The sequence below is a fragment of the Methylobacterium sp. WL119 genome, assembly GCF_008039875.1.
Classification (GTDB): Bacteria; Pseudomonadota; Alphaproteobacteria; order Rhizobiales; family Beijerinckiaceae; genus Methylobacterium.
Window position 1 is genome coordinate 19196 of sequence record NZ_VRUU01000029.1, and the last position, 23812, is coordinate 43007.

The window sequence follows — 23812 nt, forward strand, 5'->3', positions numbered from 1 at the left end:
TTTGCGAACACTCCAGCCATGAAGAAGCCCATCGCGTTCTTCGTCCATCATCAGGGACGGGGCCATGCCAACCGCACGATGGCGATCGCCGCCGAATTCGCCCGCGACCGGCCCGTCTCCGTGCTCACGGCCGGCCCCCAGCTGTTCGACGGCTTCTCCCGCGACATCGAGATCGTGCCGCTGCCGAACATGATCGGCGCGTCCGTGCCGACGCTGCGGCTCTACGCGGAGCCGACGCCGCAGGTGATGCACTGCGTGCCCCTCGGCCTCGCCGAGATGCGACGGACCATGCGGCGGATCCTCGACCACCTCGACGAGCGCGAGGTCGGCCTGTTCGTGGTCGACGTCTCGGCGGAGATCGCGCTGCTCGCGCGCATCGCCAGCGTGCCGGCGGTGCAGATCCGCATGCACGGCGACCGCTCCGACATCGGCCATGTCGGCGCCTACGAGGCCTGCGTCGGGATGCTCGCCCCCTTCGACGAGCGGATGGAGCAGGACGACTATCCGGCGTACCTGCGGGCCAAGACCTTCTACAGCGGCGGCCTCTGCACCAGCGTCGACGGCGTGCCCGGTCGCGCCGAGGCGCGCGCACGGCTCGGTCTCGATCCGGCGCGCGAGATCGTCGTGGCCGTGACGGGCGGCGGGGGCAGCGGCACGCCCTACGCGCCGCTGACGGTGGCCGCGCGCGCCGCCCCCGAGACCCTGTGGCTCACCCTCGGGCCGACCCATCGCGAGGGCCACGAGACCGACTTCTCCAACCTGCGCGAGCTCGGCTGGGTGCCCTCGGTGACCGACTACCTCGCCGCCGCGGACATCGTGCTGGCCTCGGCCGGCGACAACACGGTCCACGAGGTCGCCCGCGTGGGCGGCCGCCTGATCGTGATGCCGGAATGGCGCTACTTCGGGGAGCAGACGCGCAAGGCCGAGGCCCTGGTCCGTTTGGGCGCCGCGGTCCAGGCCCCGGTCTGGCCCGGCGATCTGCAGGGCTGGCGCGATCTCCTCGCCCGGGCCCGCACCCTCGATCCCGCCCCGCTGGGCAGCCTCTACGCGCCGGACGCCGCCGCCCGCGCCGCCGGCTGGCTCGAAGGGCTCGCCGACGAACTCTGGAGCGGCGCGGCCGAGCGACCGGCGCTCGCCGTCGTCGCTCGTTGACCGCCCGCTCAATCCCGCGCTCGATCGTCCAGGAGCCAGACCGCCCGATGTCCACCGTTTCCGTCGTGACCCTCGCCAAGGGGCGGCCCGCGCACCTGCGCAACGTGCTCCTCGGCCTCGAGCGCCAGACGCAGGCCCCCGTCGAGTTCATCGTCGCGGTGATGCAGGACGCGCCCTACGACCTCCCCGAGGTGGCCTTCCCGGTCCGTCAGATCCTGGTCCCCGGCACCGAGCTGCCGCTCGCGGCCGCGCGCAACCGCGGCGTCGCGGCCGCGAGCGGCGACGCCGTCGTCTTCCTCGACGTCGACTGCATCCCGGCCCCCGACCTCGTGGCCGACTACGCGCGCGGGCTCGCCGAGCTCGACGGCCTGCTGATGGGCGAGGTCCTGCACCTGCCCGAGAAGGCCACGGCGGGCGCCTGGACCTGCGAGGCCTTCGCCGCGGTCGCCGAGCGTCACTCGGACCGTCGCGGCCCTCCGGCTTCCGGCATCGAGATCTGCCGCGACTACCGCTGCTTCTGGTCGCTGAACTTCGCCATCCGGCGCGCCACCTTCCTCGCCACCGGCGGCTTCGACGAGCGCTACGTCGGCTACGGTGGCGAGGACACCGATTTCGGCAAGATCCTCGATCAGGCCGGCATCCCCATCGCCTGGATGAAGGGCGGGCTGGCCTACCACCAGTACCACCCGCACCACATGCCGCCGGTCCACCACCTCGCCAGCGTGGTGCGCAATGCCGAGCTGTTCGAGGCCAAGTGGGGCTACCGCACCATGGGGCACTGGCTCTACGCGTTCAAGGTGATGGGGCTGATCGACGACGCCCCCGATCGGCCGATCCGCATCCTGCGCCATCCCGAGGCCGGCGATCTCGCGCTCACCGGCCAGCAGAGCCACCAGCCCTACAGCAACGCGGCGTCCGTCATCCGCTTCCTCGAAGCCCAAGCCGCCCCGGCGGCGACTGCGTGAGGATCGCGCTCCTCGCCCATCTCCGGCATCCGGTGGCGCGCCCCTTCGCGGGCGGGATGGAAGCCCAGAGCTGGGCCCTCGCCGACGGGTTGATGGCGCGCGGGCACGAAGTGGTGCTGTTCGCCGCCGGCGACAGCGATCCGCGCTTCGCCGTCGATCCCGTGATCCCGGTGCATCATGAGCGCAGCTTTCCCGGGCTGGAGCATCGCGGCGACGCCGGCCTCGTCGCCCATGTCGACGCCGGCTACGCCGCCGCCTGCGACCGGATCGCGGCCGGCGGGTTCGACGTGCTCCACAACAACAGCCTGAGCCGGCTGCCCCTGGAACGCCGGCGCATCGCGGTGGTGCCGACCGTGACGTCGCTCCATGTCCCGCCCTACGACGCGCTGCGCTGGTTCGTGGACGAAAGCCTCGGGCCCGGTCATCGGATCACCGTCACGTCGGAGGCGCAGCGCACGCTGTGGTGGCCGGACGCGGTGCCGGCGGGCGTGTCCGTCCTCCACAACGGCGTCGATCCTGGCGCCTGGCCGTATCGTGAGCGCGGCGACGGGACCGCCGTCTGGTCCGGGCGCATCGCGCCGATCAAGGGCACGCATCTCGCGATCGCGGCGGCACGGCGTGCCGGCATGCCGCTGACCGTGTTCGGCCCGATCGAGGACCGGGCGTACTGGGAGGCGGAGGTCGCGCCCCAGATAGGCGGTTCGATCCGATACGGCGGCCACCTCTCCGGCGCCGCGCTGGCGCGCGAGATCGGCCGCGCCTCGGTCTTCCTGTTCACGCCCTGCTGGGACGAACCCTTCGGCCTCGTGGCGGTGGAGGCCATGGCCTGTGGCGTGCCGGTCGCGGGCTTCGCCATGGGCGCGGCCGAGGAGGTCGTCGGCGAGGCCGGCCGCCTCGCGCCCGTGAACGACGTGGCCGCGCTCGCCCGCGCGATCGGCGAGGCACGCGCCATTCCCCGCACCGTCCCGCATGGACGGGTCTCGCGACTGTTCACCCGCGATCTCTGGCTGGAACGCTGCGAAGCCGTGTACGCGCTGGCGCGGACGGAGCATGCCGCCCGGAACTGACCTCGTCCACTGCCGTCCGGCTCCGATGCTCACGCGACCGTGAACACAGCATCGCCTCAATCCCAAGCCCAAGAGACTTCGATGGTCCTGCGCGGGCGGCCACCGATCGACCGGATCATGCCGGCGCGGTCGTTTGTTCGGCGGCGACCTGGATTGAATCTCAGGCGGTGGTAATGCTGCTCATCTGGTCCGGCTGGGGCATTTTGGTCCTGCCCGTGGTTCTCGGCACCGCCCTTCTCGTCGGCGCCTCGGGCGGGCTGGCGCTTCGCGCACTCGGCCATCCGGAGCTGACGTTCCTCGCCGTCAGCCTCGGCCTGCTCGCCGCCGCGGCAGCCAACTGGTTCATCGGCCGAAACCTCAACGGCACGTCGCCCCGCGAACTCCTCGATCCGGCCACCAACCAGCGCGTGCTGCTGCACAGGGTCCACAAGCTGTTCTGGATCCGGATGGAAGACTGGTCCGTCCCCGTGGCGCTCGCCGCCCTTGTGCCGCTCCTGGCCCTGCGCAACCTGTGAGCCGGCCGACGACGCGCGTTGCCGGCGGAGCGGACGCGCTTCGGCGCGTCGCGGCTCGGCTTGCCGTCGCGATGGGAACGCCGGCGGCCGAGATGCCGGTCGCCTCCGTCGGGATCGACGGCTTCGACGCGTTCCTCGGGGCCTGCGCGCGGGGTACGGCGAGCTCCGAGGTGCCGGAATGCCCAAAGCTTCTCCAGAGATAAGGACCGATCTGCGTGGCCAACGGCACCCGCGTATCCGAGCGTTGGTTCAACGCCGCCCTGTGGCTCGTCGCCCTGCTGTTTGCGGGCTTCCTGATCGGCCTGGGCTCGCTCGTGGTCGGCGACCTGCCGCAGGTTGAGCACCGCTACACCGTGGATCAGTTTCTCGACCCGGAGCCGGCGCGCGCCTCGGCCGCCGCCCTCAAGCAGATCCGGCGCGAGCAGGACGACGCGCGGCGGCAGGCGGAGGCGGCGCAACTGGCCCTCGACGCCGCCCGCTCGGCGACCGAGGCGGCGCGCGAGACCTTCGCGAACTGGCTGAAGACCCGCAACGCCACCCAGCGCGTCGACCAGGATCCGGGGCTCGTCGCCCGCACCGAGGGGCTGGATCAGCTCAAGGCGGCCGAGCGCGCCGTCGAGGAGCGGCTCGAAGGCCTGAACCGCACGGCCTTCGAGCTCGGCGAGCGGGAGGCGGCGCTCTCGGCCGCCGACGACGCCCTGCAGGCCGAGGCGCAGGCCAGGCTCGTTTCGGCCGAGCGCGGTCAGGAACTGCGGGTGTTCGGCTATCGGCTCGCCCTCACGCTGCCTCTCCTGATCCTCGCCGGTTGGCTTCTGTTGAAGCGCCGGCGCATGCGCAACTGGCCGTTCGTCTGGGGATTCGCCTTCGCTGCGGCCTTCGCGTTCTTTGTCGAGCTGGTGCCCTACCTGCCGAGCTACGGCGGCTACGTGCAGTACGGCGTCGGCGCGGTCCTGACGCTCGTGGGCGGCCGCGCCGCGATCAACGCGCTGCACGTCTACCGCGAGCGGCAAGCCCTGGTGGAAGCGCGGCCGGATGCCGAGCGCCGCACCGAGATCGCCACCGACGAAGCGCTCGCGCGCCTCGCCCGGAAAGTCTGTCCCGGCTGCGAGCGCGGGATCGCCCTCGACGATCCCGCCACGAACTTCTGCCCGCATTGCGGGCTTGGGGTGTTCGAGCGCTGCTCGGCGTGTTCCCAGCGCAAGAGCACGTTCGAGCAGTTCTGCCGCGGATGCGGCGAGCGCCGGATGGTCACCGCGGCCGTGACCGGGTAGCTGACGCGCAGAGAACGCCGCATGTCGACCGCTTCACACACAGGGTACCCGATGAGTCGCCCGCGCCGCGTCGGTCTGCCTTGGTACGGCCCCGAGCACTACGACGCGCTCCGTCACGGCCTCGTCGACGGCGCCAAGCTGCCGGCGTCGTACGAGGCGTGGCGCATGTCCGCCGAGCAGGTCGAGCGTGAGGTGCAGCGCAGCGGCGTCGACGTCGTTCGCGTACCGATCGAGCTGGGCGCGTTCATCGACTGGTGCATGCGCACGGGGTCGGCGAGCGACGGCGCGGCACGCGCCCGGTACGCGGCCGAGCGCCTCAAGGAAACCGCCGCAGGGGGCTAGCGGGTCGTCCCTCGGGACGATCTGGTCGGTCCGGGGACCTTGGGCCGCCGGAGCCTCACGTATGATGCGGATCGGCGTTCCGGTTTTCGCCTCGGTTCTTCCGTTCCGCCTTCAATTCCCGCTCGGCCAGAACCCAGAATCGCATCTCCTGGCCTTCGGGGCGGTGATTGCGGTCCCAGAGGTCGTAGGCCCGCTGCCGGATCTGCTCGATCGGGATCGGTGCGTCGTCGTCGTCCATGCGTTCACTGATCTTCGTTGGGCCTGATCTGCATCCCTGCGCGATCGGAGGATCGCGCCGCGGCGTCTCAGACTTGCGGTGGCGCCGGGTCCGGCTCGAACCGAGCGATGAAGCGTAGCTGATCCCATAGATCGATACCGTGACCATCCACCAGGGCCTGCACCTGCGCCTTGGCGTCGTCGTCGCCCGCCGCGGCGATCACGGCCTGCAGGACCATCCGGCCGTCCGCGCCGAACATCATCGCCCGGTAACACGGCACGCCCTCCGGTTCTGCCGACGGCGGCCCGCTCATCGGCCGGGCCCCGGTCCCGTGATCGATGGGCGCGCCCGGGCGATCGGGGCGCGTCCGCCGTCAAGGCGCCGACCCTCGCCATCCGCACGAACGTCGTTGTCGGGGCCCGCCATGGGATTTGCCGCGCTGGAAACGGCGGGAGCACGAGCGTCTCGCAGGCGCTGACGGCCGGGATTCTGGTCGGCGATGGTCTAGAACTGCACCTTCGGAGAGGATTCGCACTAACATAGGATAGCTTGTGGATCGGTGCGGTGCGTTCCCCAAAGAGCGGAGCCGATCTTCTGGCGGCATCTCCTCTCCGTGCCCACGTCGAGGCCGAGATGCCCTAACGCTGCGGCTAGTTCGACGCCCTGCCGCGCGACCGCGCCACCGTGGCGCGGGCTCGACGGCGGGCGGTGCGAGCGGCGGCACGCCGCACGCTTGAGCTGTGAATAGCCGCCTTTCGGATGGGACCGGTCCGGACCGAACCGCGTTGCCGGAGTCCCAAGGGTTGCGGACGGAGTGCGGAATGGCCGAGCGTCGACGGAAGGTGGCAGAGCCGGCACCTGCGCAGCTGGACGACGCCCCCCTCGTCCCGATCGGGGCGCTCGCGGTTTCGCTCCTGGACATTGCTGCGCAGGCCGGATCGAGCCGGTCGAACGCGTCGAAGCCGGTCGTGCACGTCGCGCGCGACGCGCGTCGTCTCGACGACCTCGCCCGCGTCCTGCGCGCGCTCGCTCCGAACGTCGAGATCCTCGTCTACCCCGAATGGGACTGCCTGCCGTTCGACCACGCGTCGCCGTCCCGGGCGACGATGGGAGCGCGCGCCGCGGTGCTCCGCCGGCTGAGCGGTAAGGGAGCGCCGCCGGACTTCGTCATGACCACGGGGCCGGCGCTCGCCCAGCGCGTCCCGCCGCGAGCGACCTGGGACGACGCGCACGTGCCCCTCGCGATCGGCGACGGGATCGATCCGGAGCGGATCACCGCCGCCCTGGTCCGTCTCGGCTACGTCGTGGACGAGCGCGTCGACGAGCCGGGCGAGGTCGCCGTGCGCGGCCGCACCATCGAGGTGTTCCCGGCCGACGCGGCCAGGCCGTCCCGCATCGAGCACGCGGACGGCTGCGTCACGGCGATCCGGGTCTACGATCCGATCACCCAGCGATCGGTCGGAGATGTCGACCGCCTCGTGATCGATCCGGCCACCGAAATCGTCCTCGCCGCGGGTTCGGAAGAGCGGCTGCGCCCCTTCACCGGCCAGGAGCACGCCCTCGCCCGATTCTACCCACGCCTGGTGACGCCCCTCGACTATCTTCCCGATGCCGGCCTCGTGGTCGAGGAGGGAGCGTCCGCGCGGATGGCCGCCTTCTTCGAACAGATCGACGAGGCGCGCGCGATGCAGCGCGCCGGGCGGAACGGCCGGAGCGACGTGGGGCGCGGAGACGACCTGTATCTGTCGCTCTCGGACTGGACGAAGGCGGTCGAGGCGCGGACGCTCTCCGCGGCGACCCGGGACGCGGCCAAGGATATCGCCCTGCCGAGCCTGGCGGGGGCCGCGCGTCCGACGGCTGCCTTCGCCAAGGTTCTCCGCGCGGAGTTGAAGGCCGGGCGGCGGATCGTCCTGGCCGGCCCGACGCTTCCGCTGCGCCGGCTCGTGCGCGAAGCATCCGCGGTGGCCGACCGCGCGGTTCGCCTGATCGACGGTTGGGCGGAGGTGGCCTCGGCCAAACCGGGGGAGGTCCTCGCCCTGCAGGCGCCCCTCGGGGCGGGTTACCACGCCGACGGCGCCACCGTGATCGCGGCGGCCGACCTCTACGGCCCGGACGCCGCGCCGGTCGGTCCCGCAGGTCACGTCCTGCCGCTGTGCGAGGTCGATCTGCGCCCCGGCGACGTCGCGGTCGACCGCGACCGCGGCTTGTGCGTCTTCGAGGGCTTGGAGCAGGTCGCTGCGGTCGGCGACAGGCCGGCGACGGAAGCCCTGCGCCTGCGGTTCGCCGACGACGCCGTCCTGATGGTGCCCGTCGCCCAGGCCGACCGGATCTGGCGCTACGGCTCCGAGCCGAGCGCCGTCACCCTGGACAAGCTCGACGGTGGCACGTGGGCCCGCCGCCGCCTGGAGGCCGAGGCGACGATGGCGCGGACCGCCCGCCACATGCTGGAGACGGCCCGCGAACGTCGCGAGGCGGGCGTCCCGGCGATCCGGCCTCCGGCTCGGGAGATGGAGCGCTTCGCGGCCGGTTTCGGCTTTCCGCCGACGCACGACCAGGCCGCGGCCTTCGAGGCCGTGTCGACGGATCTCGCTTCCGGAGTGCCGATGGACCGGCTCGTCTGCGGCGACGTCGGCTTCGGCAAGACCGAGGTGGCCCTGCGCGCGCTGGCGGCAGCGGTGTTCGCCGGGCGGCAGGCGGTGCTCATCGCGCCGACCACGGTGCTCGCGCGCCAGCACGCCGAGACGCTGCGCCGACGCTTCGGCCGCTTCGGCATCGCGGTGGCGCAACTCTCCCGCCTGGTATCCCCGGCCGAGGCCAGGCGCGTGAAGGCGGGCCTCGCCGACGGCACGGTGCGGCTGGCCGTCGGCACCCACGCCCTGGCCGGGCGCGGCGTCGCCTTCGCCGATCTCGGCCTCACGGTGATCGACGAGGAACAGCGCTTCGGCGTAAAGACCAAGGCGGACCTGCGTCGTCTCGCAGGCGGCGGCCACGTGCTGACGCTCACCGCGACGCCGATCCCGCGCACGCTGCAATCCGCCCTCGTCGGCCTTCAGAGCCTCAGCATCCTGGCGACGCCGCCGGCGCTGCGTCAGCCGGTCCGCACGATCGTCGCCGCGTTCAATCCCGATACCCTGCAGGACGCGCTCGTTCGCGAGCACCGGCGCGGCGGACAGAGCTTCGTGGTCTGTCCTCGCGTCGAGGATATCGGGCCGATGGCCGAGCGCCTGCGCGCCCTCGTTCCCGACCTCGAGGTCGTCGTCGCGCATGGCGGCCTGAAACCGTCGGAGATGGACGAGGCGATGGTGCGCTTCGCCGACGGCGACGGGGACGTGCTCCTCGCCACCGCGATCATCGAGAGCGGGCTCGACGTGCCGCGCGCCAACACGATGCTGGTCTGGGAGGCGGCCAAGTTCGGGCTGGCGCAGCTCCACCAGCTGCGCGGCCGGGTCGGGCGCGGCCAGCGCCGCGGCGTCGTCCACCTGCTCTTCGATCCCGATGCCCCCCCGAGCCCGGCCGCCGAGCAGCGCATGCGGGCGCTCGAGGCGATGGACCGTCTCGGCGCAGGCTTCGCGATCAGCGCCCGCGACCTCGACCTGCGCGGCGCGGGCGATCTCGTGGGCGAGGATCAGGCCGGCCACGCCAAGCTCGTCGGCCTCGGTCTCTACCGGCATCTTCTCGAGCTCGCGCTCCGCCTCGCCAAGGGCGAGGAGGCCGAGGATTGGTGCCCCGAGATCGAGATCGGGCTTCCCGGCGGCATCCCGGGCGACTACGTGCCCGAGCCCGAGATCAGGCTCAGCCTCTACACCCGCCTCCTGCGCCTCCGAGACATCGAAGCGATCGAGGCGCTTTCGAGCGAGGTCGAGGATCGCTTCGGCGCTCCGCCGGAACCCGTCTCGGCGCTGTTCGCCCTCGGGCGTCTGCGTGCGGCCTGCCGTGCGCTCGGCGTCGCCCGGTTGAGCGGCGGCCCGCAGGGTATCGCAGCCGACCTCAGGCCCGGCATCAAGGCCGGGCCGATGCCGGCCGAGGACGACCTCGTCGTCCGCGAGGGACGCGTCGTCCTGCGCCGCTCCGTCACCGAGCCGACGGAACGCGCCGCCCTGGCCATGGACCTCCTCGACCGGCTGCGGGCGGCCCAGGAGCGAAACGGCCAGCGTTGACATCGCCGGGCTGCATCGGATCGCGGGACGCCGACTTCGTCTCGCGGGTCGATGACGTTCGCCACCGGATCCGGCGCGATCGGTGCTACCGTGCCGGCGTTCGCGGACTCTCGCCGTCGGAAGCCACTCCCCTAAGGATCGATTCGATGCGTCACCCCCTGGCCTCGGCCGCACTCTTCGTCCTCCTCGGCACGGCCGCGCAGGCGCAGGGTCTGCAACAGGGAGCACGGGAGGGCTCGCGGCGCGGCGAGGAGATGGCCGGCCCACTCGGAGCCGTCGTCGGCGGCGCGATCGGTGCGGCCGTCGGCACCGCCAACGGCATCCTCGGGATCGACCGCCGCGAACGCTTCCGGATCTACGCCCACGCCGAGCGACGGCCGTCGTTCGCTTATGGCGGCCCGGTTCGGGTCGGGACCGTGCTGCCGGAGGATGGCATCGTCTACTACGACGTTCCTCGCGAGTTCGAGCTCGTGGGCTTCAACTACACCATCGTCAACGACCATCCGGTGCTGGTTGAGCCGGGCACCCGTCGCATCGTCGAGGTGATCGATTGAAGAACCGCTCCGCGATCGGGGCGAATCCCGGGGATGGCGCGCCGCGACGGATCGCGTGATGCGGCGATAGCGGGCGCTGTTCTCGCGCAGAATCAGACAAGAGCCATGCAGGCGGCCCAGCGGCCGGTCGATCTCAGGCCGCGTGGTGCAGCGCGTCGACGACATGGGCTGCCTTGTAGGGTTTCGGCACGAACAGGCCGTGGTCCGGCACCTCCGTGTCGGCGAGCCGGTGCCGCCCCGAGGTCAGGACGAGCCGGATGTCCGGCCAGGCCGCGGACACGCGTCCGGCCAGGGTGACGCCGCACATCGTCCCCGGCATGTCGACGTCGGTGAAGATCGCCGCGATGTCCGAGCGCTCGTGCAGGATGAACCAGGCCTCGTCCGCTTGACGGGCCTCGATCACCGCGAAGCCGGCATCCTCCAGCATCTCGACCGCGTACATGCGCACGAGGTCGTCGTCCTCGACGACGAGAACGAAGGAATGGTCGAGGTCGCGCTTCACCGGCATGGTTGTCCAACAGAAGTCGACGTCTTTGGTTGCCGGCTTCGCTCGCATTGGCCGCATGGTCACGTGACGGCAGAAGCAGCTTCGCGAATCAGGAATATCGTCGCTGCTCTTGGAATTCGAAGCCTGCGTTCGGCATCACCAATCGGAAAAGCTCAATCCCTGTGGTTCGTCGATCTTACCCAACAGGGAAAGGGCGATGCACCGGCTGCGATACCGATGACGGCCGATGTCCTAGAATTCGCTAGCGGTCGAGCAAGCGGCACGCGAAGCCCGCCGACCGACCCGAAGGCTGGTACCCGCCACATGAGAGCGGCAACGGTCGGTGATGCGAAACACCGGCGGCTGCGTCGGGCGACCGGATCACGCCATTTCGGCGGGTGCGCCAAATCTACAAAGGCTCCGGCATCACGTTCGTATGTTCCTGATCGCGAGGTCCTTGGACGACCGAAAATCTCCCCCGACCAAGCGTACCCAGCACCGTCCGTCCTGCCGAGCCGATCGTCGGTCGAGACGGGCTCGGCACCAAGCGCGCCGACACACATCCCGTCGGTCAGCGCAGCAACAGCAGTGCGCCGCCGATCACCACGGGGATGGCGACGATCGCGCTGTAGAACACCGGCATGACCCAGGATCGTTCGCCGTGCACGTCGGCCGCCGCCCGAACCTGCTCGGATGCCGCCTCGGTCTCGCGGGCCAGCTTGATCCGCTGCGGGGTCGGGGGCGTATCCCCGGCCTCGTCGCAGGTTCCGAGCGGTGCCGCCCCGACATCGCCGTGGCTCGCCTTGTCGCCCGTCCGGCCGCTGTCGATGTCGGCCTTCAGCTGCGCCGAGGTCGGATTCTCGCTGTCCGGCGCCTCACCGAAATCGAGGTTGCCCGGGGCGGGTGGCGTTTCGGAACGAAGGGTCATTGCGGGTTTTCCCAAGCTGGACGTCGGCACCGGGAACGCCCGGATCCGAGTGCGGTTCAGTTGGCGTTTCGCTTCGCGGGCTGCGGGTAGGCCGGATTTCCGGCCGGCACGGCGCCGGTGTTCGCGGACGACGTGCCGCCGTCCTTGCCGGTCGTCGATCCCGTGACCTCCGCCCGCGAGGCCGCCTGGCTCTGGCTGGCATAATCGGGCGGCGCGCTGGCTCCCTGCCACACCATGAGGCCGACCAGGGCCGCGATCATCAGCCCGACGCTGGCCACCAGCACGTAGAGTGCGGGCTTGCCGCGCTTGCCCTGTCGACCGGACTGCCCGGAGAGTTGTTCTGCCACCGTGAAACCTCGCTCGTCCGATCTTGCCGGACATCGAGCAAGTAACTTGCGGCTCGCGCGATAGGTCCGCCCCTGTGGCGCTATCGACCGTCGCTCCGGCACGACGGCCAAACCTCGCGCCCGGTCTCTGCAACATTCGCCGCGACGGTTCGGATCGACGTCATCGCGGCGCGGCCCTTTGGCAGCTCTCGGTTCCACGGATGTTTCCGGCCCTACTTCCAGTAATCTCGAAGAGGAAATCATCGTGTCCCAATCCGATCTCGATTCGGCCCGCGTGCTGATCGCCTTCTATTCCCGCTCTGGTTCGGTCGAAGCGCTGGCCGTGGCCGCAGCCGACGCGGCGCGTGCGGCCGGCGCCGAGGTGCGGCTGCGTCGGGCCCGCGAGGTCGTCGACGCCGATGCGATGGCGAAGGTCGACGGCTGGGCCGAGAACGCCGCGCGACAGAACGCGCTCTATCCGGAGCCGACCCATGAGGATGTGGAGTGGGCGGACGCGATCCTGTTCGGCACGCCGTGCTACTTCGGCGCGATGGCCACGGAGCTGAAGGCCTTTCTCGATCGGCTCGGCCCGCAATGGAAGCGCGGCGCGCTGTCGGGCAAGGTCGGCGGCGCCTTCGCCGTCGCCTCGTGGCCGCATGGCGGATCCGAGGTGGTGACGTTGTCGCTCTACGCGCCGATGGCCCATCTCGGCATGGTCATCCTCCCGCCGGGCTACACCGACGAGGCGATGCTCGAGGCAGGCTCCCCTTACGGCGCGTCGGCCATCGTCGGAGCCGAGAACGCCGATCCGCGGCCGGCGGATCTCGATGCCATCCGCCATCAGAGCCGCCGTACGGTGGCGATCGCCCAGGCCCTGATCGCCGCCGGAGAGATGCCGTGCCGCCGAAAGTGATCCCCGGCATGGTGCCGCGAGATTCTGCCGCACCGACGAAGCGAGCGGTGCGGCGTTGCCCGCGGCGAACGTGAAGGAGCTGGCATGGCCGACAAGGCAGACGTGACGACGTACATCCTGAAGCAGGCGCTGGCGGCCAAGGTCGGCGACCACGTCGAGATCGCGGTGGAGGCGGAGGACGGGACGCGGTTCAAGATCCGCTCGTCGTCCGAGCAGCTCGACGCGCTGGTGGGCGACCTCGACGGCATCCTCGATGCCGACGACGCCGACGCCGCCTAGCATCCCCGGAACGGCGTCACCCCCGAACGCTTCCCCAACGTTCCCCCAGAGAACGTCCCTCGAAGAACGAGCCCTGTCATGATCCACGCCGATTCGCCGATGCCGGGAGAGGATCCCGGCGCCCTGATCGAAGATCCCGCCCGCCTCGACGAGGTCGTCCCGGCGACCGAGGAGGACATCGAGGCCGATCCGCAGCCCCAGCCCAACGTCCCGACGGAAGACGATCCCGAGGTCAAGGACACCGAGGTTCAGCCGACCTGAGACTCCTTGCGCAAACCGATCGAACGGATGCGCGCGGGTACGAGCTCGCGCGCATCCGTCGTTTCGCATCTAGAAGAGCGCGACGAGCCCGACGCCGAGGACCATCAGCACCCCGCCGAGGATGCGCCAAAGGCTGGCCGGGTGGCGCTCGAATCCGACCCAGCCGAAATTGTCCAGGACGATCGAGGTGGTCACGCCCGCCGTCACCAGCAGGCCGAGGAACGGAGCCGCACCGATCTGACGCGCGACGACGAACTGCGCGAGGATGATGCATCCGCCGAGGATGCCGCCGAGCCACGCCCACCACGGCATCGCCGCGGCCTGCGCCACCGTCGGCCACGCGAGCTTGCCCGCGAGCAGGCCGACCACGAGGATGCAGGTGGCCGTGCCGGCGACGACGATCAGGCCCGCCGTCAACGATTCGTCCAAGCCCTTCGACAGCGCGCCGTTCTGCCCGGCCTGGACGGCGTTGGCGACGCCGGCGAGAAGCACGAAGCCGTAGAGATACCACATGGTCGCGATCTCGCATGATGAGATCTGTCGACATAGGGCGCCGAGCTCAGATGCGGATCGATGGGACCGGCGACATCTCGTCCTTCGCGCCTCTCGTGCACAATTCGACGGGCGGGAAACGCCGAAGATATTTTAGACGCGCGAGCTTCATAGGCCTGCGACGCGACGCATCAACGGCACCGGCCGACGAGGATTCGCCGCTTCGAAAGGCCGCCTCGTCGTCGACGTCGCCGCCGACGCGTGCGCGGAGGCCTTCGCCGTCGCAGGTTCGGAAGTGGATCGAACGGGAACGGCGCTAATCGCGAAGTGCCGCTGCGAGCTCGGCGAAGGCGTCGGTGCTCGCGGGTTGCCAGGGGTCTTGCCGCAAGGCCGCGTAGATCCTCGGAATGACGATCACGGCTTGGTCGAGCTCGGGGTCCGAGCCGGCGTGATAGCCGCCCATCACGCGCAGGTCGCTGGTGTCCTCGTAGCGCATGATCAGGTTCTTCAGGGCGCGGACGAGGTCCCTCTGCTCCCGTGTCCAGACCAGGTCGGCAAGCCGGGAGATCGAGCCGAGCAGGCTGATCGCCGGATAGCGGCCCTGGTCGGCGATCGACCGGTCGAGCACGATATGGCCGTCGAGCGTGCCGCGGATGCTGTCGGCCACCGGGTCGTTGTGGTCGTCGCCATCGACCAGGACCGAGAAGATGCCCGAGATCGTCCCGCCGCCCTCGATGCCCGGCCCGGCCCGTTCGAGGAGCCGCGGCAGATCGCCGATTACGCTGGGCGGATAGCCGCGCGCCACGGGGGGCTTGCCCGCCGCCAAGGCCACGTCCCGCGCGGCATGGGCGAAGCGGGTGACGGAATCCACGATCAGCAGGACCGATTGCCCGCGGTCGCGAAGGTATTCCGCGACCGCCATGGCGGTCTTCGGCGCCTGACGGCGCATCATCGGGCTCTCGTTGCCGGTCGCGACGACGACGGATCGCGCGCGGCTCGCCTGGATCGGGCCTTCGAGAAACTCGCGCACCTCGCGTCCGCGCTCGCCGACCAGGGCGACCACGACGGTGTCGAACCCCTCGCACCGGGCATGCCTGGCCGAGCGACTGAGAAACATCGCCGCCTGTCCGGCTGGATTGCCGCCGCTGATGATGTTGGTCTCGGCGTTTCGGCAATAGCGCGCCTCGATCTCCGTCGCCGCGTAATAGATGCCCGCGCCTTCGAACGCCTCGAGCCGATCGATCGGCAGGCGGCGGTACTGGACACCGGTCGCGACGACGACGGCGCGTCCGCGAACGCGCTGATCGTTCTCGAAGGTCGCGCAGAACCCTCCGTCTCCGAGCCGCTCGAGCTTGGCCACCCGTCGCGGCATCGCGAACCGTGTTCCGAACTTCATCGCCTGGACCTCGCCGCGCCAGACCAGGTCGGCTCCGGAGATCCCCTGGGAAACCCATGTAGTTCTCGATGCGGCTCGACGTGCCGGCCTGGCCGCCGATCGCGACATCCTCGACCACCAGGGCGCGCAGTCCTTCGGCGCCGGCGTAGACGCCCGCCGCCACACCGGCCGGGCCGCCGCCGACGATGAGCACGTCGAATGCCTCGTCGTCGATCAGGTCGTGGTTGAGGCCGAGCAGGTGGGCGATCTTGTCCGGCGTCGGCTCCGTCACGACGACGTCGCGCCCGAAGATCACGGGCGGCCGGTCCGCGCGCGTCGCGCAGCTCTCTGCCACGGCGGCGGCTTCGGGGCTGCCGAGGGCGTAGGACCTGTAGGGAAGCCGGTTGCGGCTCGCGAACTCCGCGATCCGCCGCACGGCCCGGTCGTCATCCTCGCCGATGAGCACCAGGGTGCCGTCATGGGTATCGAGCTGGCGCCGCCGCCGTGCGGCGAGAACCGTGATGACGATATCGGACATCTCGGGGATCTCCGACATCAGCCGCAGCATCTCCAGACGCGGCACCTCGATCACGGTGGTGTCCTGGACCGCCCGCATGGGCATCGACCAGTTCCCGCCATTCAGAAACGCGATCTCGCCCATGAACTGCGTCGGCCCGAGCGTCGAAGGAAGATGGCGCTCGTTCGTGAACGGATTCACGACTTCGATCTCGCCCGTCTCGACATAGACGAAGCGATCGGCGCGCTCGCCCGCGCGTGCGAGGAAAGCCCCGGCGGGGTAATTCCGCGCGACGCCGGCAGACCGAAGCGCTGCGACATGCGAGCCCGCGAGTGGGATGCGCTGCATCTCGCGCAGGTCTCGACCGATCGTCTCCATGTCCGCGTTTCCCCGCACGCTGTCTGGTGCGGCAGCATCGATCACGCCGCTCCGCCGGACAAGGTGCCGAGCGTGCAGGAGGCCCGAGCTGGCATCGGCCCGTCTCCGAAGCCGGCCGGTAACCGGCCTGCGAAGCATTTGCCTCTGAACGACCTGGCTCGCGCGCAAGACGCTCAGCCAGAGCACGGTGGCATCGTGTCGGATCGCGTCGCCACGCGTCCCACCGGAACACGCCTTCTCCGCGATCACGCTTGTCCGATGTCGGTCGGTTTCAGGGATGGTCGGGGGTCGCCCAGGGGGCTGCGGACAGCGTTTGGGCCAGGTAGGCGATCAGGGCCGTCACGCGAGCCGGACGCAACTCGCCCGGCGGCATGACGAGGTGCAGGGCGATCGGCGGCAGGGCCCAATCGGGCAGAACGCGCTCCAGGGTGCCGGCCTTGAGATCGTCCCAGATCATGAAGTCCGGCTGCACCGCCAGTCCGAGGCCGGCGCGCAAGGCCGGTGCGAGCGCCTCCGCATTGTTGGCCCGCATCGGGCCCTTCGGCACGATGGTCGCTTCGTTCCCCGCAGGGTCCGTGAATCGCCAGCGGTCGGACATCGGCAGGTGGGCATAGCCGAGGCAGGCATGCCGAACGAGGTCGTCCGGGTGCGCGGGGCGGCCGTGCCGTTGCAGGTAGCTCGGCGTGGCCACGAGCGAGCGGCGGACGGCGCAGAGCTTGCGGGCGCGCAACGAAGAATCCGGCAGTGCGGCGATGCGCAGTCCGATGTCGAAACCGCCGCCGATCAGGTCGACCACGGCGTCGCTCAGGTGCAGGTCGATCGAGACGGCAGGGTACCGCTCGAGGAAGTCCGGAAGCCGCGGCGTGACGTGGAGCAGGCCGAACGACATCGGCACAGCGAGCCGGACCAGGCCTTGAGGCTCGGAGGCGCCGGCCGAGGCCTCCGCCTCGGCGGCCTCTCCCTCGGCGAGGATGCGCGCGGCACCGTCCTTGGCTGCCCGCCCTGCCTCCGTCAGGGCGAGCTTGCGCGAGGTTCGATGGAACAGGCGGGCGCCGATGCGAGCCTCCAGCCGGCTCACCGCTTTCGAGACCGTCGCGTTTGACAACCCAAGCTCGGCGGCGGCGCGACCGAAGGAGCCGGCCTCCACGACCTTGGCGAAGATCGCCCAGGCCTCGAAATCGGGCAAGCGCATGCGGCAGATTCCGGAAAAGATGGGTTTCCATCGTTTCCCTTTCAGCCTTGGCTGACAAGCCGCATAACGCCTCGATCGTAGTCCCTATCGGTCTTCGAACGATCGAGCGAAGGAGGGATCCATCATGAGCTGGCACGGTGCGGAAGACCCGATCCCCGGGGATCGTTTCACCTGCGACGCGATCAAGACGCTGATCGTTCCGCGCTCGCGCGACCTCGGTTCGTTCGCGGTGCGGCGCGCCTTGCCGTCGGCGGAATGCCGGATGGTCGGCCCCTTCGTCTTCTTCGACCAGATGGGACCGTCCGAATTCCTTCTCGGCAAGGGCATGGACGTGCGGCCTCACCCGCATATCGGCCTGTCGACCGTCACCTATCTCTTCGACGGCGAGATCATGCACCGGGACAGCCTGGGCACCGCTTTGCCGATCCGTCCCGGCGAGCTCAACTGGATGACCGCCGGTCGCGGGATCACCCATTCCGAGCGCACGGGTGCGGATTTGCGGCAATCCGGCTCGAACCTGTTCGGCATTCAGGCGTGGGTCGCCTTGAGCGCCAAGGACGAGGAATGTGCACCCGCCTTCGAGCATTACGATGCTGCGGCTCTGCCCACGCTCACGGGCGAGGGCAAGACGGTCCGTCTCATTGCCGGCGAGGCGTTCGGAGCCACATCACCGGTGCGGACGTCGAGCCCGATGGTCTACGCGGAAGCGGCGTTGGACACTGGGGCGATGCTCCCCCTCGACCCGAACTACGACGAGCGGGCGATCTACACCGTGTCGGGCGTGATCGAGATCGCCGGCGACACCTTCGGTCCGGGCCAGCTCCTGGTCTTCAGGCCCGGCGACCGGATCAGCGTTCGCGCGACGGAAGGCGCCCGCTTCATGGTGCTCGGCGGCGAGCCGATGGATGGGCCGCGCCACCTCTGGTGGAATTTCGTTTCCTCACGGCCCGAGCGGATCGAGCAGGCCAAGGCAGACTGGCGTCAGGCGCGCTTCGACACCGTCCCGGGCGATTCCGAGTTCATCCCGCTGCCCGACTCACCTCCGCCGGTGCGATACCCCTGAAGACGATCCAGGTGCGGCCAGCCGTTCGCGGGCCGGCCGCGCTTGGCGCGATTCCTGACGATTGCCGACTCCCAGGGCGTACGGATGTGGATCTGCCCGGCGGGAGGTTCGCAGATGGAGTATCCTCTCTGGAATCGAGGATCGAGGTCCGTTTCGCCCCCCAATCCGGAGGAGCCGGACGGCCGACGGATGAGCGCTTATCGGAAGCGCGCGCGGCGACCCAGGCGGTCGGCTCGGGTGCCTCTCACAAGCCGGCAGGCGAGTGCCCATCCTGGTGTTGAGCCGGCCGCGCGTCGGGGGCCCTTCGCGGGCGATGGGCTCGCGGGCCGGCAACGGCGGCGGCAAGGTCGAGCCTTTGATGATCGGGCCCCGGCCATGCCCGGATGAGAGGAGGGCAGCCTTGCGTTCCGCGTCGTCGGAAGGTCCGTTCCGGTGCCGGCCTTCGCGGATCAGCGGCAGCCATCGGACCCTGGGACGGCAACAACCCGAGCGTCGGGTGTGGTAGAAGGCGGACATGCCCGCCAAACACTCCCGCCACATCGCCCTTGCGGAAACGCTTGTTGCCCGGGCCGACAGCCAGGTGGCCGAGGGCGCGTGCACCTCGACCCGCGACCTCGTCCGAACCGCCATCCGGATCCTGCGCAGCAGGGACGCGGGCGAGGCCACCAGTCTGACGGCCCGCGGGGCGCCGGCGTCACTCCGTCGGCGACGGGGCTGAGTCGATGGTGGTTGCTTCGGCTCTCGCCGGCGGCGGCGACATGGGCGCGCTCATGCGTGCCTACGATTGGTCGGTCACATCGCTCGGGCCGCAGGAGCACTGGCCCCAACCGCTCCTGACCCTTGTGCGGGTGATGCTGAACTCGCGGCAGCCCATGTTCATCTGCTGGAGCGGGGACCGCACCCTGGTCTACAACGACGCCTACGTGCCCATGCTGGGCGAGAGGCACCCCACAGCCCTCGGTCGCCCGTTCTTCGAGACTTGGCCTGAAGTCCGAGGCGAGGTGGGAGTTTTGATGGATCGCGTGTTTGCGGGAGAGCCCGTGCACATGGACGACCTGCAGCTCACCCTCCACCGCAACGGCTACCCGGAAGAAACGCACTTCGCCTTCTCCTACACTCCTGTACCCGGCGATGATGATGCGGTCCTCGGCCTGTTCTGCGCCTGCACCGAGACGACCCGCCAAGTGCTCGCCGAGCGACAAGCCGCTTCCGAACGGCAGCGGCAGCAGGCTTTGCTCCAGCAGATGCCCGGGTTCGTCGCCGTGCTGCGCGAACCGAGCCATATCTTCGAGTACGTCAACGATGCCTACGTCACGGTCGCGGGTCGACGCGCTTACATCGGGCGCAATGTCCGCGAGGTGTTTCCGGAACTGGTCGGCCAAGGGTTCTACGAGCTTCTCGACCTGGTGTATTCGACCGGCGAGCCATTCACGGCCCGTGCCGTTCCGATCCGGTTCGCGGGCGAGGATAGCGACCGGTACCTCGACTTCCTCTACCAGCCCATTCGCGACGCGGACGGGGCCGTCACCGGCATCTTCGCCGGCGGCTACGAGGTCTCGGACCAGATCCGTTCGCAGGCCGCCCTGGCCGAAAGCGAGAGCCGCTACCGCACCCTGTTCGAGAGCATCGACGTCGGGTTCTGCATCATCGAGGTGACGTTCGACGATGCGGACCGGGCCATCGACTACCGCATCCTCGAAGCCAACCCCGCCTTCGAACGGCAGACCGGCGCCGACGTGGTCGGCCGGTGGGTCAGCGAGTTCGCTCCCGATCTCGAACGCCATTGGTTCGACACGTATGGGCGCGTCGCACGGACGGGCGAATCCTCCCATTTCGAGAACAGGGCCGACGTGTTCGGGCGCTGGTTCGACGTGCGCGCCCTGCGCGTCGGTGATCCAGCCGCGCGCCGGGTCGCCGTGCTCTTCAGCGACATCTCCGAGCGCAAGCGCATGGAGGAAGAACTCCAGGTTCTGAACACCACCCTCGAGCAGCAGGTCTTCGAGCGAACGGCCGAGCGCGACAGGCTCTGGACGTTGTCCGAGGACATGCTGGCCCGGGCCAACTACGAAGGGATGATGTCGGCGGTCAGCCCGGCCTGGACCCGGGTGCTCGGCTGGTCCGAGGCCGAGCTCCTGTCGCGATCCTACGGGACCTTCATGCACCCGGACGACATGGAACGGACGCTGGACGGCCTCGCCCGGATGGGGGAAACGAGGCAGCCGGCTCGCTTCGAGAACCGCATCGCCACCAAGGACGGGAGTTGGAAGCCCCTCGAGTGGATGGTCGTGCCCGAGGCCGACGGGACGCACTTCATCGCCGTCGGTCGTGACCTGACCATCGTCAAGGCGCGCGAGACGGAGCTTGCCTCCGCCCAGGAGGCGTTGCGCCAGGCTCAGAAGATGGAAGCGGTCGGCCAGCTCACCGGCGGCGTCGCGCATGACTTCAACAATCTCCTCACCGTCATCAAGTCGTCTACCGACCTGCTCAAGCGTCCGGACCTGCCGGAGGAGCGACGCCAGCGCTACATCGGCGCGATCTCCGACACCGTCGCCCGCGCTGCCAAGCTCACCGGTCAGCTCCTCGCCTTCGCGCGCCGGCAGGCATTGAAGCCGGAGGTCTTCGATGCCGGCCGGAGCGTTCTTACCATCAGCGACATGGTCGGCACCCTGAGCGGTTCGCGCGTCAAGATCGTCACGGACATCCCGGACGAGCCGTGCTTCATCGACGCCGACCCGAGCCAGTTCGACACGGCCTTGGTGAACATGGCGGTCAATGCCCGCGATGCGATGGATGGCGAAGGTACCCTCACCATCACGGTGCACCCCGTCTCCACCATCCCACCGATCCGCAGCCACCCCGCCGTATCGGGCGACTTCGTCGCGGTGTGCATCGAGGACACGGGGGCAGGCATCGCCCCCGACCGGATCGAGCACATCTTCGAGCCGTTCTTCACGACCAAGGGCGTCGGGCAGGGAACGGGCCTCGGTCTGAGCCAGGTCTTCGGCTTCGCGAAGCAATCCGGCGGCGAGATCCGGGTCCAAAGCACGGTCGGTCAGGGTACGATGTTCGTGCTGTACCTGCCGAAGGTGAAGGCCGCCCCCCCTTCGCCCGAGACGGAGCCCGAACCCCTCGTCGATGGTCACGGCACCTGCGTCCTGGTGGTCGAGGACAACGTGGATGTCGGGACGTTCGCGACCCAGACCCTGGCCGAGCTCGGCTACGTCACCGTCTGGGCGTCGGACGCCGAGGAGGCGCTGGCCGAGTTGGCCGCAGACGCTGCCCGCTTCGACGTCGTCTTCACCGACGTGGTGATGCCGGGCATGAACGGGATCGACCTCGCACACGAGATCCGCCGTCGGCATCACGACATGCCTGTTTTACTTGCCTCCGGCTACAGCCACGTTCTGGCGCAGAACGGCACCTACGGTTTCGAGCTCCTGCACAAGCCGTACTCGGTCGAGCAGCTTTCGCGTCTCCTTCGGAAGGTGGCCACTCGGCAGAGGCGCAGGCGCATCATAGGCCGCTAGCTCAAGCTCGCAGCGCGCGCGAGGTGCAAGACAGGGCGTTCGTCCAACCCTTCGAAGCGGCTCGCCCCGCCCTGCCTGCTCGCCCTGTTCTCGGTCAGACGAGTTGGCAAAAGTCGCCGATCCGCCGCCGGGCCGTCCATCATCCAGGTGGCAAGGTCGGCGTAGGCCCGGATCGGCGAGGCGCACGGCGATCCGGCATGTCCTGTTCCCGCCACAGCAGGGAGCGGCGCCCCTCTCGTTGCGGTGGCTCAAATGGTCGACGCTGTCGAGAACGCACCCGCCCAGGCACGCGACGTCCGCCACGCACGGCCCGCGGCAGCCGCAGCCGGAAGACCGCTACGCGCGCGAACGAACCTTCGGCCGAGCTCGACCCGGACGCATCGTCCCGGCGAGCGAACAGATCGGCGGACGCACCAAAGGTTTCGCGAGTTGCTGCGAGCCGCCCGCCGAGCGCTTCGTCAGCATTGATCATCGCCTCCCGCGGTTGATTTGCGTCGGAATTCTAGCGACAGTAGGGGCTTCCCTGCCACATGAAGCAGGTGGGATGGCGCTCTCCATTCGCACGCAACCTATCGATTCTGATCGTCTTGTTATGAATTGGCGAAATAATTTTTATAACAAATGCTGCAGGACATTGTATCTATACGAGTGCCGAGTGGACGAATTGGACCGGTCAGGCCGGCGTTGATGCGCTGGGGAAAGGATGTCTTTCCAAAGTTCACCAGGACGATCAGAGGATTGTTGAGAAAATCTTCTGCAAAGCGACGCAGCACGCCGCCGAATTCAGCATTCGCTATCGCCTTCTGAAGGCGAATGGCGCGCCGCAATGGGTCGGTGCCGGTGGGGTGCCCTCATTCGGGATCTATGGGAACGCCTTCATCGGCTACGTCGGGACGATCACCGCCCTCGCCGAAGGGGCGACGGACACGATCGCAGCCTACGGCAACGTCGAGCAAGTCAGGCCGCTCGGGCCTCATCCGGCAATGACGCCGGTCGATGCCCTCGACCGGATCGCCGACCACCTGATCATCGCGCATTCGCTCATCGAGGCCGAGGGCTGCAAGGCCGCCCTGCCTGACGTCCGCAAGGCATTGTTCAGGGTCGGGCAGGCTCTCGCCTCGCGGATCACGGATCAAGCACGGCTGAACTGAGCCGAGGGGCAGCCGAGGTTCACCTGAGCGACCGACCTCCTCGCTGAGGTCCGGCCGAGGCAGAGCTGCCTCAAGCGGCGGACGTACGCGGGGAGACGGCGGCGAGGGGTGGAGCGTGCCGCAGGTCGGGCGGCGTCTTGAAATCTCGGGCCGCACCGCGGGACGCCGCGACCCCGCGCGGAAAGCCGCTGCGGTCCCGGTAGGATCGCCGACGACCCGATCTGCGGTCGTGCAGCACGGTGGTGGCTTGGGCGTCGATCAGGTCGATTGCGGTGATGCCGAGCAGCAGCGCCAGAGCGACGACGACGTTGTCGCGCTTCGGGTTGTCCGGCCGAAGCACCGTCAGCGCGGTCGCGATATCAAGGCCGTCACCGGCGACTCGGCTCCAGAGCCCAAGCTTCTTGTCGACCGACAGCGAGAGGATGCCGCTGCCGATCTCCCGGACGCCGTAGGCGCGCACCAAAGCCTCCTTGCCCTCCATGCCGAGCGGGCGCGTGATGCGCTGCGGCGCCAGGAGCTCGGTCAGGCCGAGGCCGAGGCTGAACCAGCCGAGCCCTTTGGCAAGGCTGTCGGGTATGCCGCGCGAGCTCGGCCCGGAGCGTATGACCTTCGGATCGCCCTCGGATCGCGTGATGTTCGTGAGGCGCGCGATGCTTGTCATGGTCTTCATGGCCTATCTCGCT

24 protein-coding genes and 1 pseudogene are annotated in these 23812 nt (G+C 69.5%); 14 read left to right on the plus strand and 11 right to left on the minus strand.

The window, feature by feature from the left end:
- Positions 1-18: 18 nt before the first annotated feature.
- The 6 genes from FV227_RS12810 (at position 19) to FV227_RS12835 (ending at position 5312) form a co-directional block, all read left to right on the plus strand.
- Positions 19-1152 carry a glycosyltransferase gene (locus FV227_RS12810; protein ID WP_147859077.1) on the plus strand — a complete coding sequence of 378 codons (1134 nt, stop codon included), beginning with the start codon at positions 19-21 and terminating at the stop codon, positions 1150-1152.
- A gap of 47 nt (positions 1153-1199) precedes the next feature.
- Entirely contained in the window at positions 1200-2117 is a 918-nt protein-coding gene (locus FV227_RS12815) for a galactosyltransferase-related protein (RefSeq protein WP_147859078.1), read from the plus strand.
- A complete protein-coding gene (locus FV227_RS12820; protein ID WP_147859079.1) occupies positions 2114-3184 on the plus strand; it encodes a glycosyltransferase in 1071 nt (356 codons plus the stop codon). Before FV227_RS12815 ends, FV227_RS12820 begins: the two co-directional genes overlap by 4 nt.
- A gap of 173 nt (positions 3185-3357) precedes the next feature.
- The gene (locus tag FV227_RS12825) at positions 3358-3699 is read left to right on the plus strand and encodes a hypothetical protein (RefSeq protein ID WP_147859080.1); all 342 of its coding nucleotides are present in this window, start codon (positions 3358-3360) and stop codon (positions 3697-3699) included.
- A gap of 215 nt (positions 3700-3914) precedes the next feature.
- On the plus strand, positions 3915-4970 hold the full coding sequence (locus FV227_RS12830; protein WP_147859081.1) for a serine endopeptidase: 1056 nt from the start codon (positions 3915-3917) through the stop codon (positions 4968-4970).
- Positions 4971-5021: 51 nt separating this feature from the next.
- Positions 5022-5312: a hypothetical protein gene (locus FV227_RS12835; protein WP_147859082.1), complete on the plus strand. Its 291-nt coding sequence runs from the start codon at positions 5022-5024 to the stop codon at positions 5310-5312.
- A gap of 55 nt (positions 5313-5367) precedes the next feature.
- Here the strand turns inward: FV227_RS12835 and FV227_RS12840 are convergent, their stop codons facing one another.
- Together FV227_RS12840 and FV227_RS12845 are read right to left on the minus strand one after the other, a co-directional pair.
- A complete protein-coding gene (locus tag FV227_RS12840; RefSeq protein ID WP_147727696.1) occupies positions 5368-5550 on the minus strand; it encodes a DUF2934 domain-containing protein in 183 nt (60 codons plus the stop codon).
- A gap of 67 nt (positions 5551-5617) precedes the next feature.
- Positions 5618-5842 (minus strand): hypothetical protein, encoded by a 225-nt coding sequence (locus tag FV227_RS12845; RefSeq protein WP_147859083.1) that lies wholly within the window; start codon positions 5840-5842, stop codon positions 5618-5620.
- Between the two features lie 508 nt (positions 5843-6350).
- Between FV227_RS12845 and FV227_RS12850 the strand changes: the two genes are divergently transcribed.
- A complete protein-coding gene (locus FV227_RS12850; RefSeq protein ID WP_147859084.1) occupies positions 6351-9686 on the plus strand; it encodes a helicase-related protein in 3336 nt (1111 codons plus the stop codon).
- Positions 9687-9832: 146 nt separating this feature from the next.
- Positions 9833-10240, plus strand: a complete 408-nt coding sequence (locus FV227_RS12855) for a DUF1236 domain-containing protein (protein WP_147859085.1) — start codon at positions 9833-9835, stop codon at positions 10238-10240.
- A gap of 133 nt (positions 10241-10373) precedes the next feature.
- Here FV227_RS12855 and FV227_RS12860 read toward each other — a convergent pair whose 3' ends face one another.
- From FV227_RS12860 to FV227_RS12870, 3 genes are all read right to left on the minus strand, one after another.
- On the minus strand, positions 10374-10748 hold the full coding sequence (locus FV227_RS12860; protein WP_147859086.1) for a response regulator: 375 nt from the start codon (positions 10746-10748) through the stop codon (positions 10374-10376).
- 550 nt (positions 10749-11298) lie between these two features.
- On the minus strand, positions 11299-11655 hold the full coding sequence (locus FV227_RS12865) for a hypothetical protein (RefSeq protein ID WP_147727701.1): 357 nt from the start codon (positions 11653-11655) through the stop codon (positions 11299-11301).
- Positions 11656-11711: 56 nt separating this feature from the next.
- On the minus strand, positions 11712-12002 hold the full coding sequence (locus FV227_RS12870; protein WP_147727702.1) for a hypothetical protein: 291 nt from the start codon (positions 12000-12002) through the stop codon (positions 11712-11714).
- A 244-nt stretch (positions 12003-12246) separates the two neighbouring features.
- On the opposite strand from FV227_RS12870, the gene wrbA reads away from it, so the two are divergent.
- The 3 genes from wrbA (at position 12247) to FV227_RS12885 (ending at position 13434) form a co-directional block, all read left to right on the plus strand.
- Positions 12247-12894 carry an NAD(P)H:quinone oxidoreductase gene (gene wrbA, locus FV227_RS12875; RefSeq protein WP_147859087.1) on the plus strand — a complete coding sequence of 216 codons (648 nt, stop codon included), beginning with the start codon at positions 12247-12249 and terminating at the stop codon, positions 12892-12894.
- A gap of 84 nt (positions 12895-12978) precedes the next feature.
- Complete coding sequence (locus FV227_RS12880; RefSeq protein ID WP_147841329.1) at positions 12979-13173, plus strand: hypothetical protein; 195 nt, start codon at positions 12979-12981, stop codon at positions 13171-13173.
- A gap of 78 nt (positions 13174-13251) precedes the next feature.
- Complete coding sequence (locus FV227_RS12885; RefSeq protein ID WP_147859088.1) at positions 13252-13434, plus strand: hypothetical protein; 183 nt, start codon at positions 13252-13254, stop codon at positions 13432-13434.
- Positions 13435-13503: 69 nt separating this feature from the next.
- Here FV227_RS12885 and FV227_RS12890 read toward each other — a convergent pair whose 3' ends face one another.
- The 4 genes and pseudogenes from FV227_RS12890 to FV227_RS12905 all read right to left on the minus strand — a co-directional run bounded on the left by FV227_RS12890 (position 13504) and on the right by FV227_RS12905 (position 17388).
- Positions 13504-13947, minus strand: coding sequence for a DMT family transporter (locus FV227_RS12890; protein WP_147726122.1), 444 nt, complete (start codon positions 13945-13947; stop codon positions 13504-13506).
- Between the two features lie 295 nt (positions 13948-14242).
- On the minus strand, positions 14243-15298 hold the full coding sequence (fliI, locus tag FV227_RS29500) for a flagellum-specific ATP synthase FliI (RefSeq protein WP_246686463.1): 1056 nt from the start codon (positions 15296-15298) through the stop codon (positions 14243-14245).
- Between the two features lie 613 nt (positions 15299-15911).
- Positions 15912-16334 (minus strand): annotated as a pseudogene (locus tag FV227_RS30445) (cyclic nucleotide-binding domain-containing protein); the annotation flags it as partial.
- Positions 16335-16467: 133 nt separating this feature from the next.
- The gene (locus FV227_RS12905) at positions 16468-17388 is read right to left on the minus strand and encodes a LysR family transcriptional regulator (protein ID WP_147726120.1); all 921 of its coding nucleotides are present in this window, start codon (positions 17386-17388) and stop codon (positions 16468-16470) included.
- A gap of 124 nt (positions 17389-17512) precedes the next feature.
- Here FV227_RS12905 and FV227_RS12910 point away from each other — a divergent pair, with 124 nt between their 5' ends.
- Positions 17513-18451, plus strand: a complete 939-nt coding sequence (locus tag FV227_RS12910; protein WP_147859089.1) for a pirin family protein — start codon at positions 17513-17515, stop codon at positions 18449-18451.
- A 722-nt stretch (positions 18452-19173) separates the two neighbouring features.
- Positions 19174-21978, plus strand: coding sequence for a PAS domain-containing protein (locus FV227_RS12920; protein WP_187274782.1), 2805 nt, complete (start codon positions 19174-19176; stop codon positions 21976-21978).
- Between the two features lie 590 nt (positions 21979-22568).
- Here the strand turns inward: FV227_RS12920 and FV227_RS29820 are convergent.
- Positions 22569-22805: a hypothetical protein gene (locus FV227_RS29820; protein ID WP_246687854.1), complete on the minus strand. Its 237-nt coding sequence runs from the start codon at positions 22803-22805 to the stop codon at positions 22569-22571.
- Between the two features lie 18 nt (positions 22806-22823).
- Here FV227_RS29820 and FV227_RS29825 point away from each other — a divergent pair, with 18 nt between their 5' ends.
- Complete coding sequence (locus tag FV227_RS29825; protein ID WP_246686464.1) at positions 22824-23129, plus strand: hypothetical protein; 306 nt, start codon at positions 22824-22826, stop codon at positions 23127-23129.
- Positions 23130-23199: 70 nt separating this feature from the next.
- Here the strand turns inward: FV227_RS29825 and FV227_RS12930 are convergent, their stop codons facing one another.
- A complete protein-coding gene (locus tag FV227_RS12930) occupies positions 23200-23790 on the minus strand; it encodes a hypothetical protein (protein WP_147726126.1) in 591 nt (196 codons plus the stop codon).
- Between the last annotated feature and the right edge of the window lie 22 nt (positions 23791-23812).

Coding starts and splice junctions, on each gene's coding strand:
- FV227_RS12885 (WP_147859088.1), top strand. CDS start 13,252: ATGATCCACGCCGATTCGCCGATGCCGGGAGAGGATCCCGGCGCCCTG.
- FV227_RS12815 (WP_147859078.1), top strand. CDS start 1,200: ATGTCCACCGTTTCCGTCGTGACCCTCGCCAAGGGGCGGCCCGCGCAC.
- FV227_RS12910 (WP_147859089.1), top strand. CDS start 17,513: ATGAGCTGGCACGGTGCGGAAGACCCGATCCCCGGGGATCGTTTCACC.
- FV227_RS12845 (WP_147859083.1), bottom strand. CDS start 5,842: ATGAGCGGGCCGCCGTCGGCAGAACCGGAGGGCGTGCCGTGTTACCGG.
- FV227_RS12930 (WP_147726126.1), bottom strand. CDS start 23,790: ATGACAAGCATCGCGCGCCTCACGAACATCACGCGATCCGAGGGCGAT.
- FV227_RS12835 (WP_147859082.1), top strand. CDS start 5,022: ATGAGTCGCCCGCGCCGCGTCGGTCTGCCTTGGTACGGCCCCGAGCAC.
- FV227_RS12850 (WP_147859084.1), top strand. CDS start 6,351: ATGGCCGAGCGTCGACGGAAGGTGGCAGAGCCGGCACCTGCGCAGCTG.
- FV227_RS12865 (WP_147727701.1), bottom strand. CDS start 11,655: ATGACCCTTCGTTCCGAAACGCCACCCGCCCCGGGCAACCTCGATTTC.
- FV227_RS12905 (WP_147726120.1), bottom strand. CDS start 17,388: ATGCGCTTGCCCGATTTCGAGGCCTGGGCGATCTTCGCCAAGGTCGTG.
- FV227_RS12855 (WP_147859085.1), top strand. CDS start 9,833: ATGCGTCACCCCCTGGCCTCGGCCGCACTCTTCGTCCTCCTCGGCACG.
- FV227_RS12860 (WP_147859086.1), bottom strand. CDS start 10,748: ATGCCGGTGAAGCGCGACCTCGACCATTCCTTCGTTCTCGTCGTCGAG.
- FV227_RS12840 (WP_147727696.1), bottom strand. CDS start 5,550: ATGGACGACGACGACGCACCGATCCCGATCGAGCAGATCCGGCAGCGG.
- FV227_RS12890 (WP_147726122.1), bottom strand. CDS start 13,947: ATGTGGTATCTCTACGGCTTCGTGCTTCTCGCCGGCGTCGCCAACGCC.
- FV227_RS12810 (WP_147859077.1), top strand. CDS start 19: ATGAAGAAGCCCATCGCGTTCTTCGTCCATCATCAGGGACGGGGCCAT.
- FV227_RS12825 (WP_147859080.1), top strand. CDS start 3,358: ATGCTGCTCATCTGGTCCGGCTGGGGCATTTTGGTCCTGCCCGTGGTT.
- FV227_RS12920 (WP_187274782.1), top strand. CDS start 19,174: ATGGTGGTTGCTTCGGCTCTCGCCGGCGGCGGCGACATGGGCGCGCTC.
- FV227_RS12880 (WP_147841329.1), top strand. CDS start 12,979: ATGGCCGACAAGGCAGACGTGACGACGTACATCCTGAAGCAGGCGCTG.
- fliI (WP_246686463.1), bottom strand. CDS start 15,298: ATGCCGCGACGGGTGGCCAAGCTCGAGCGGCTCGGAGACGGAGGGTTC.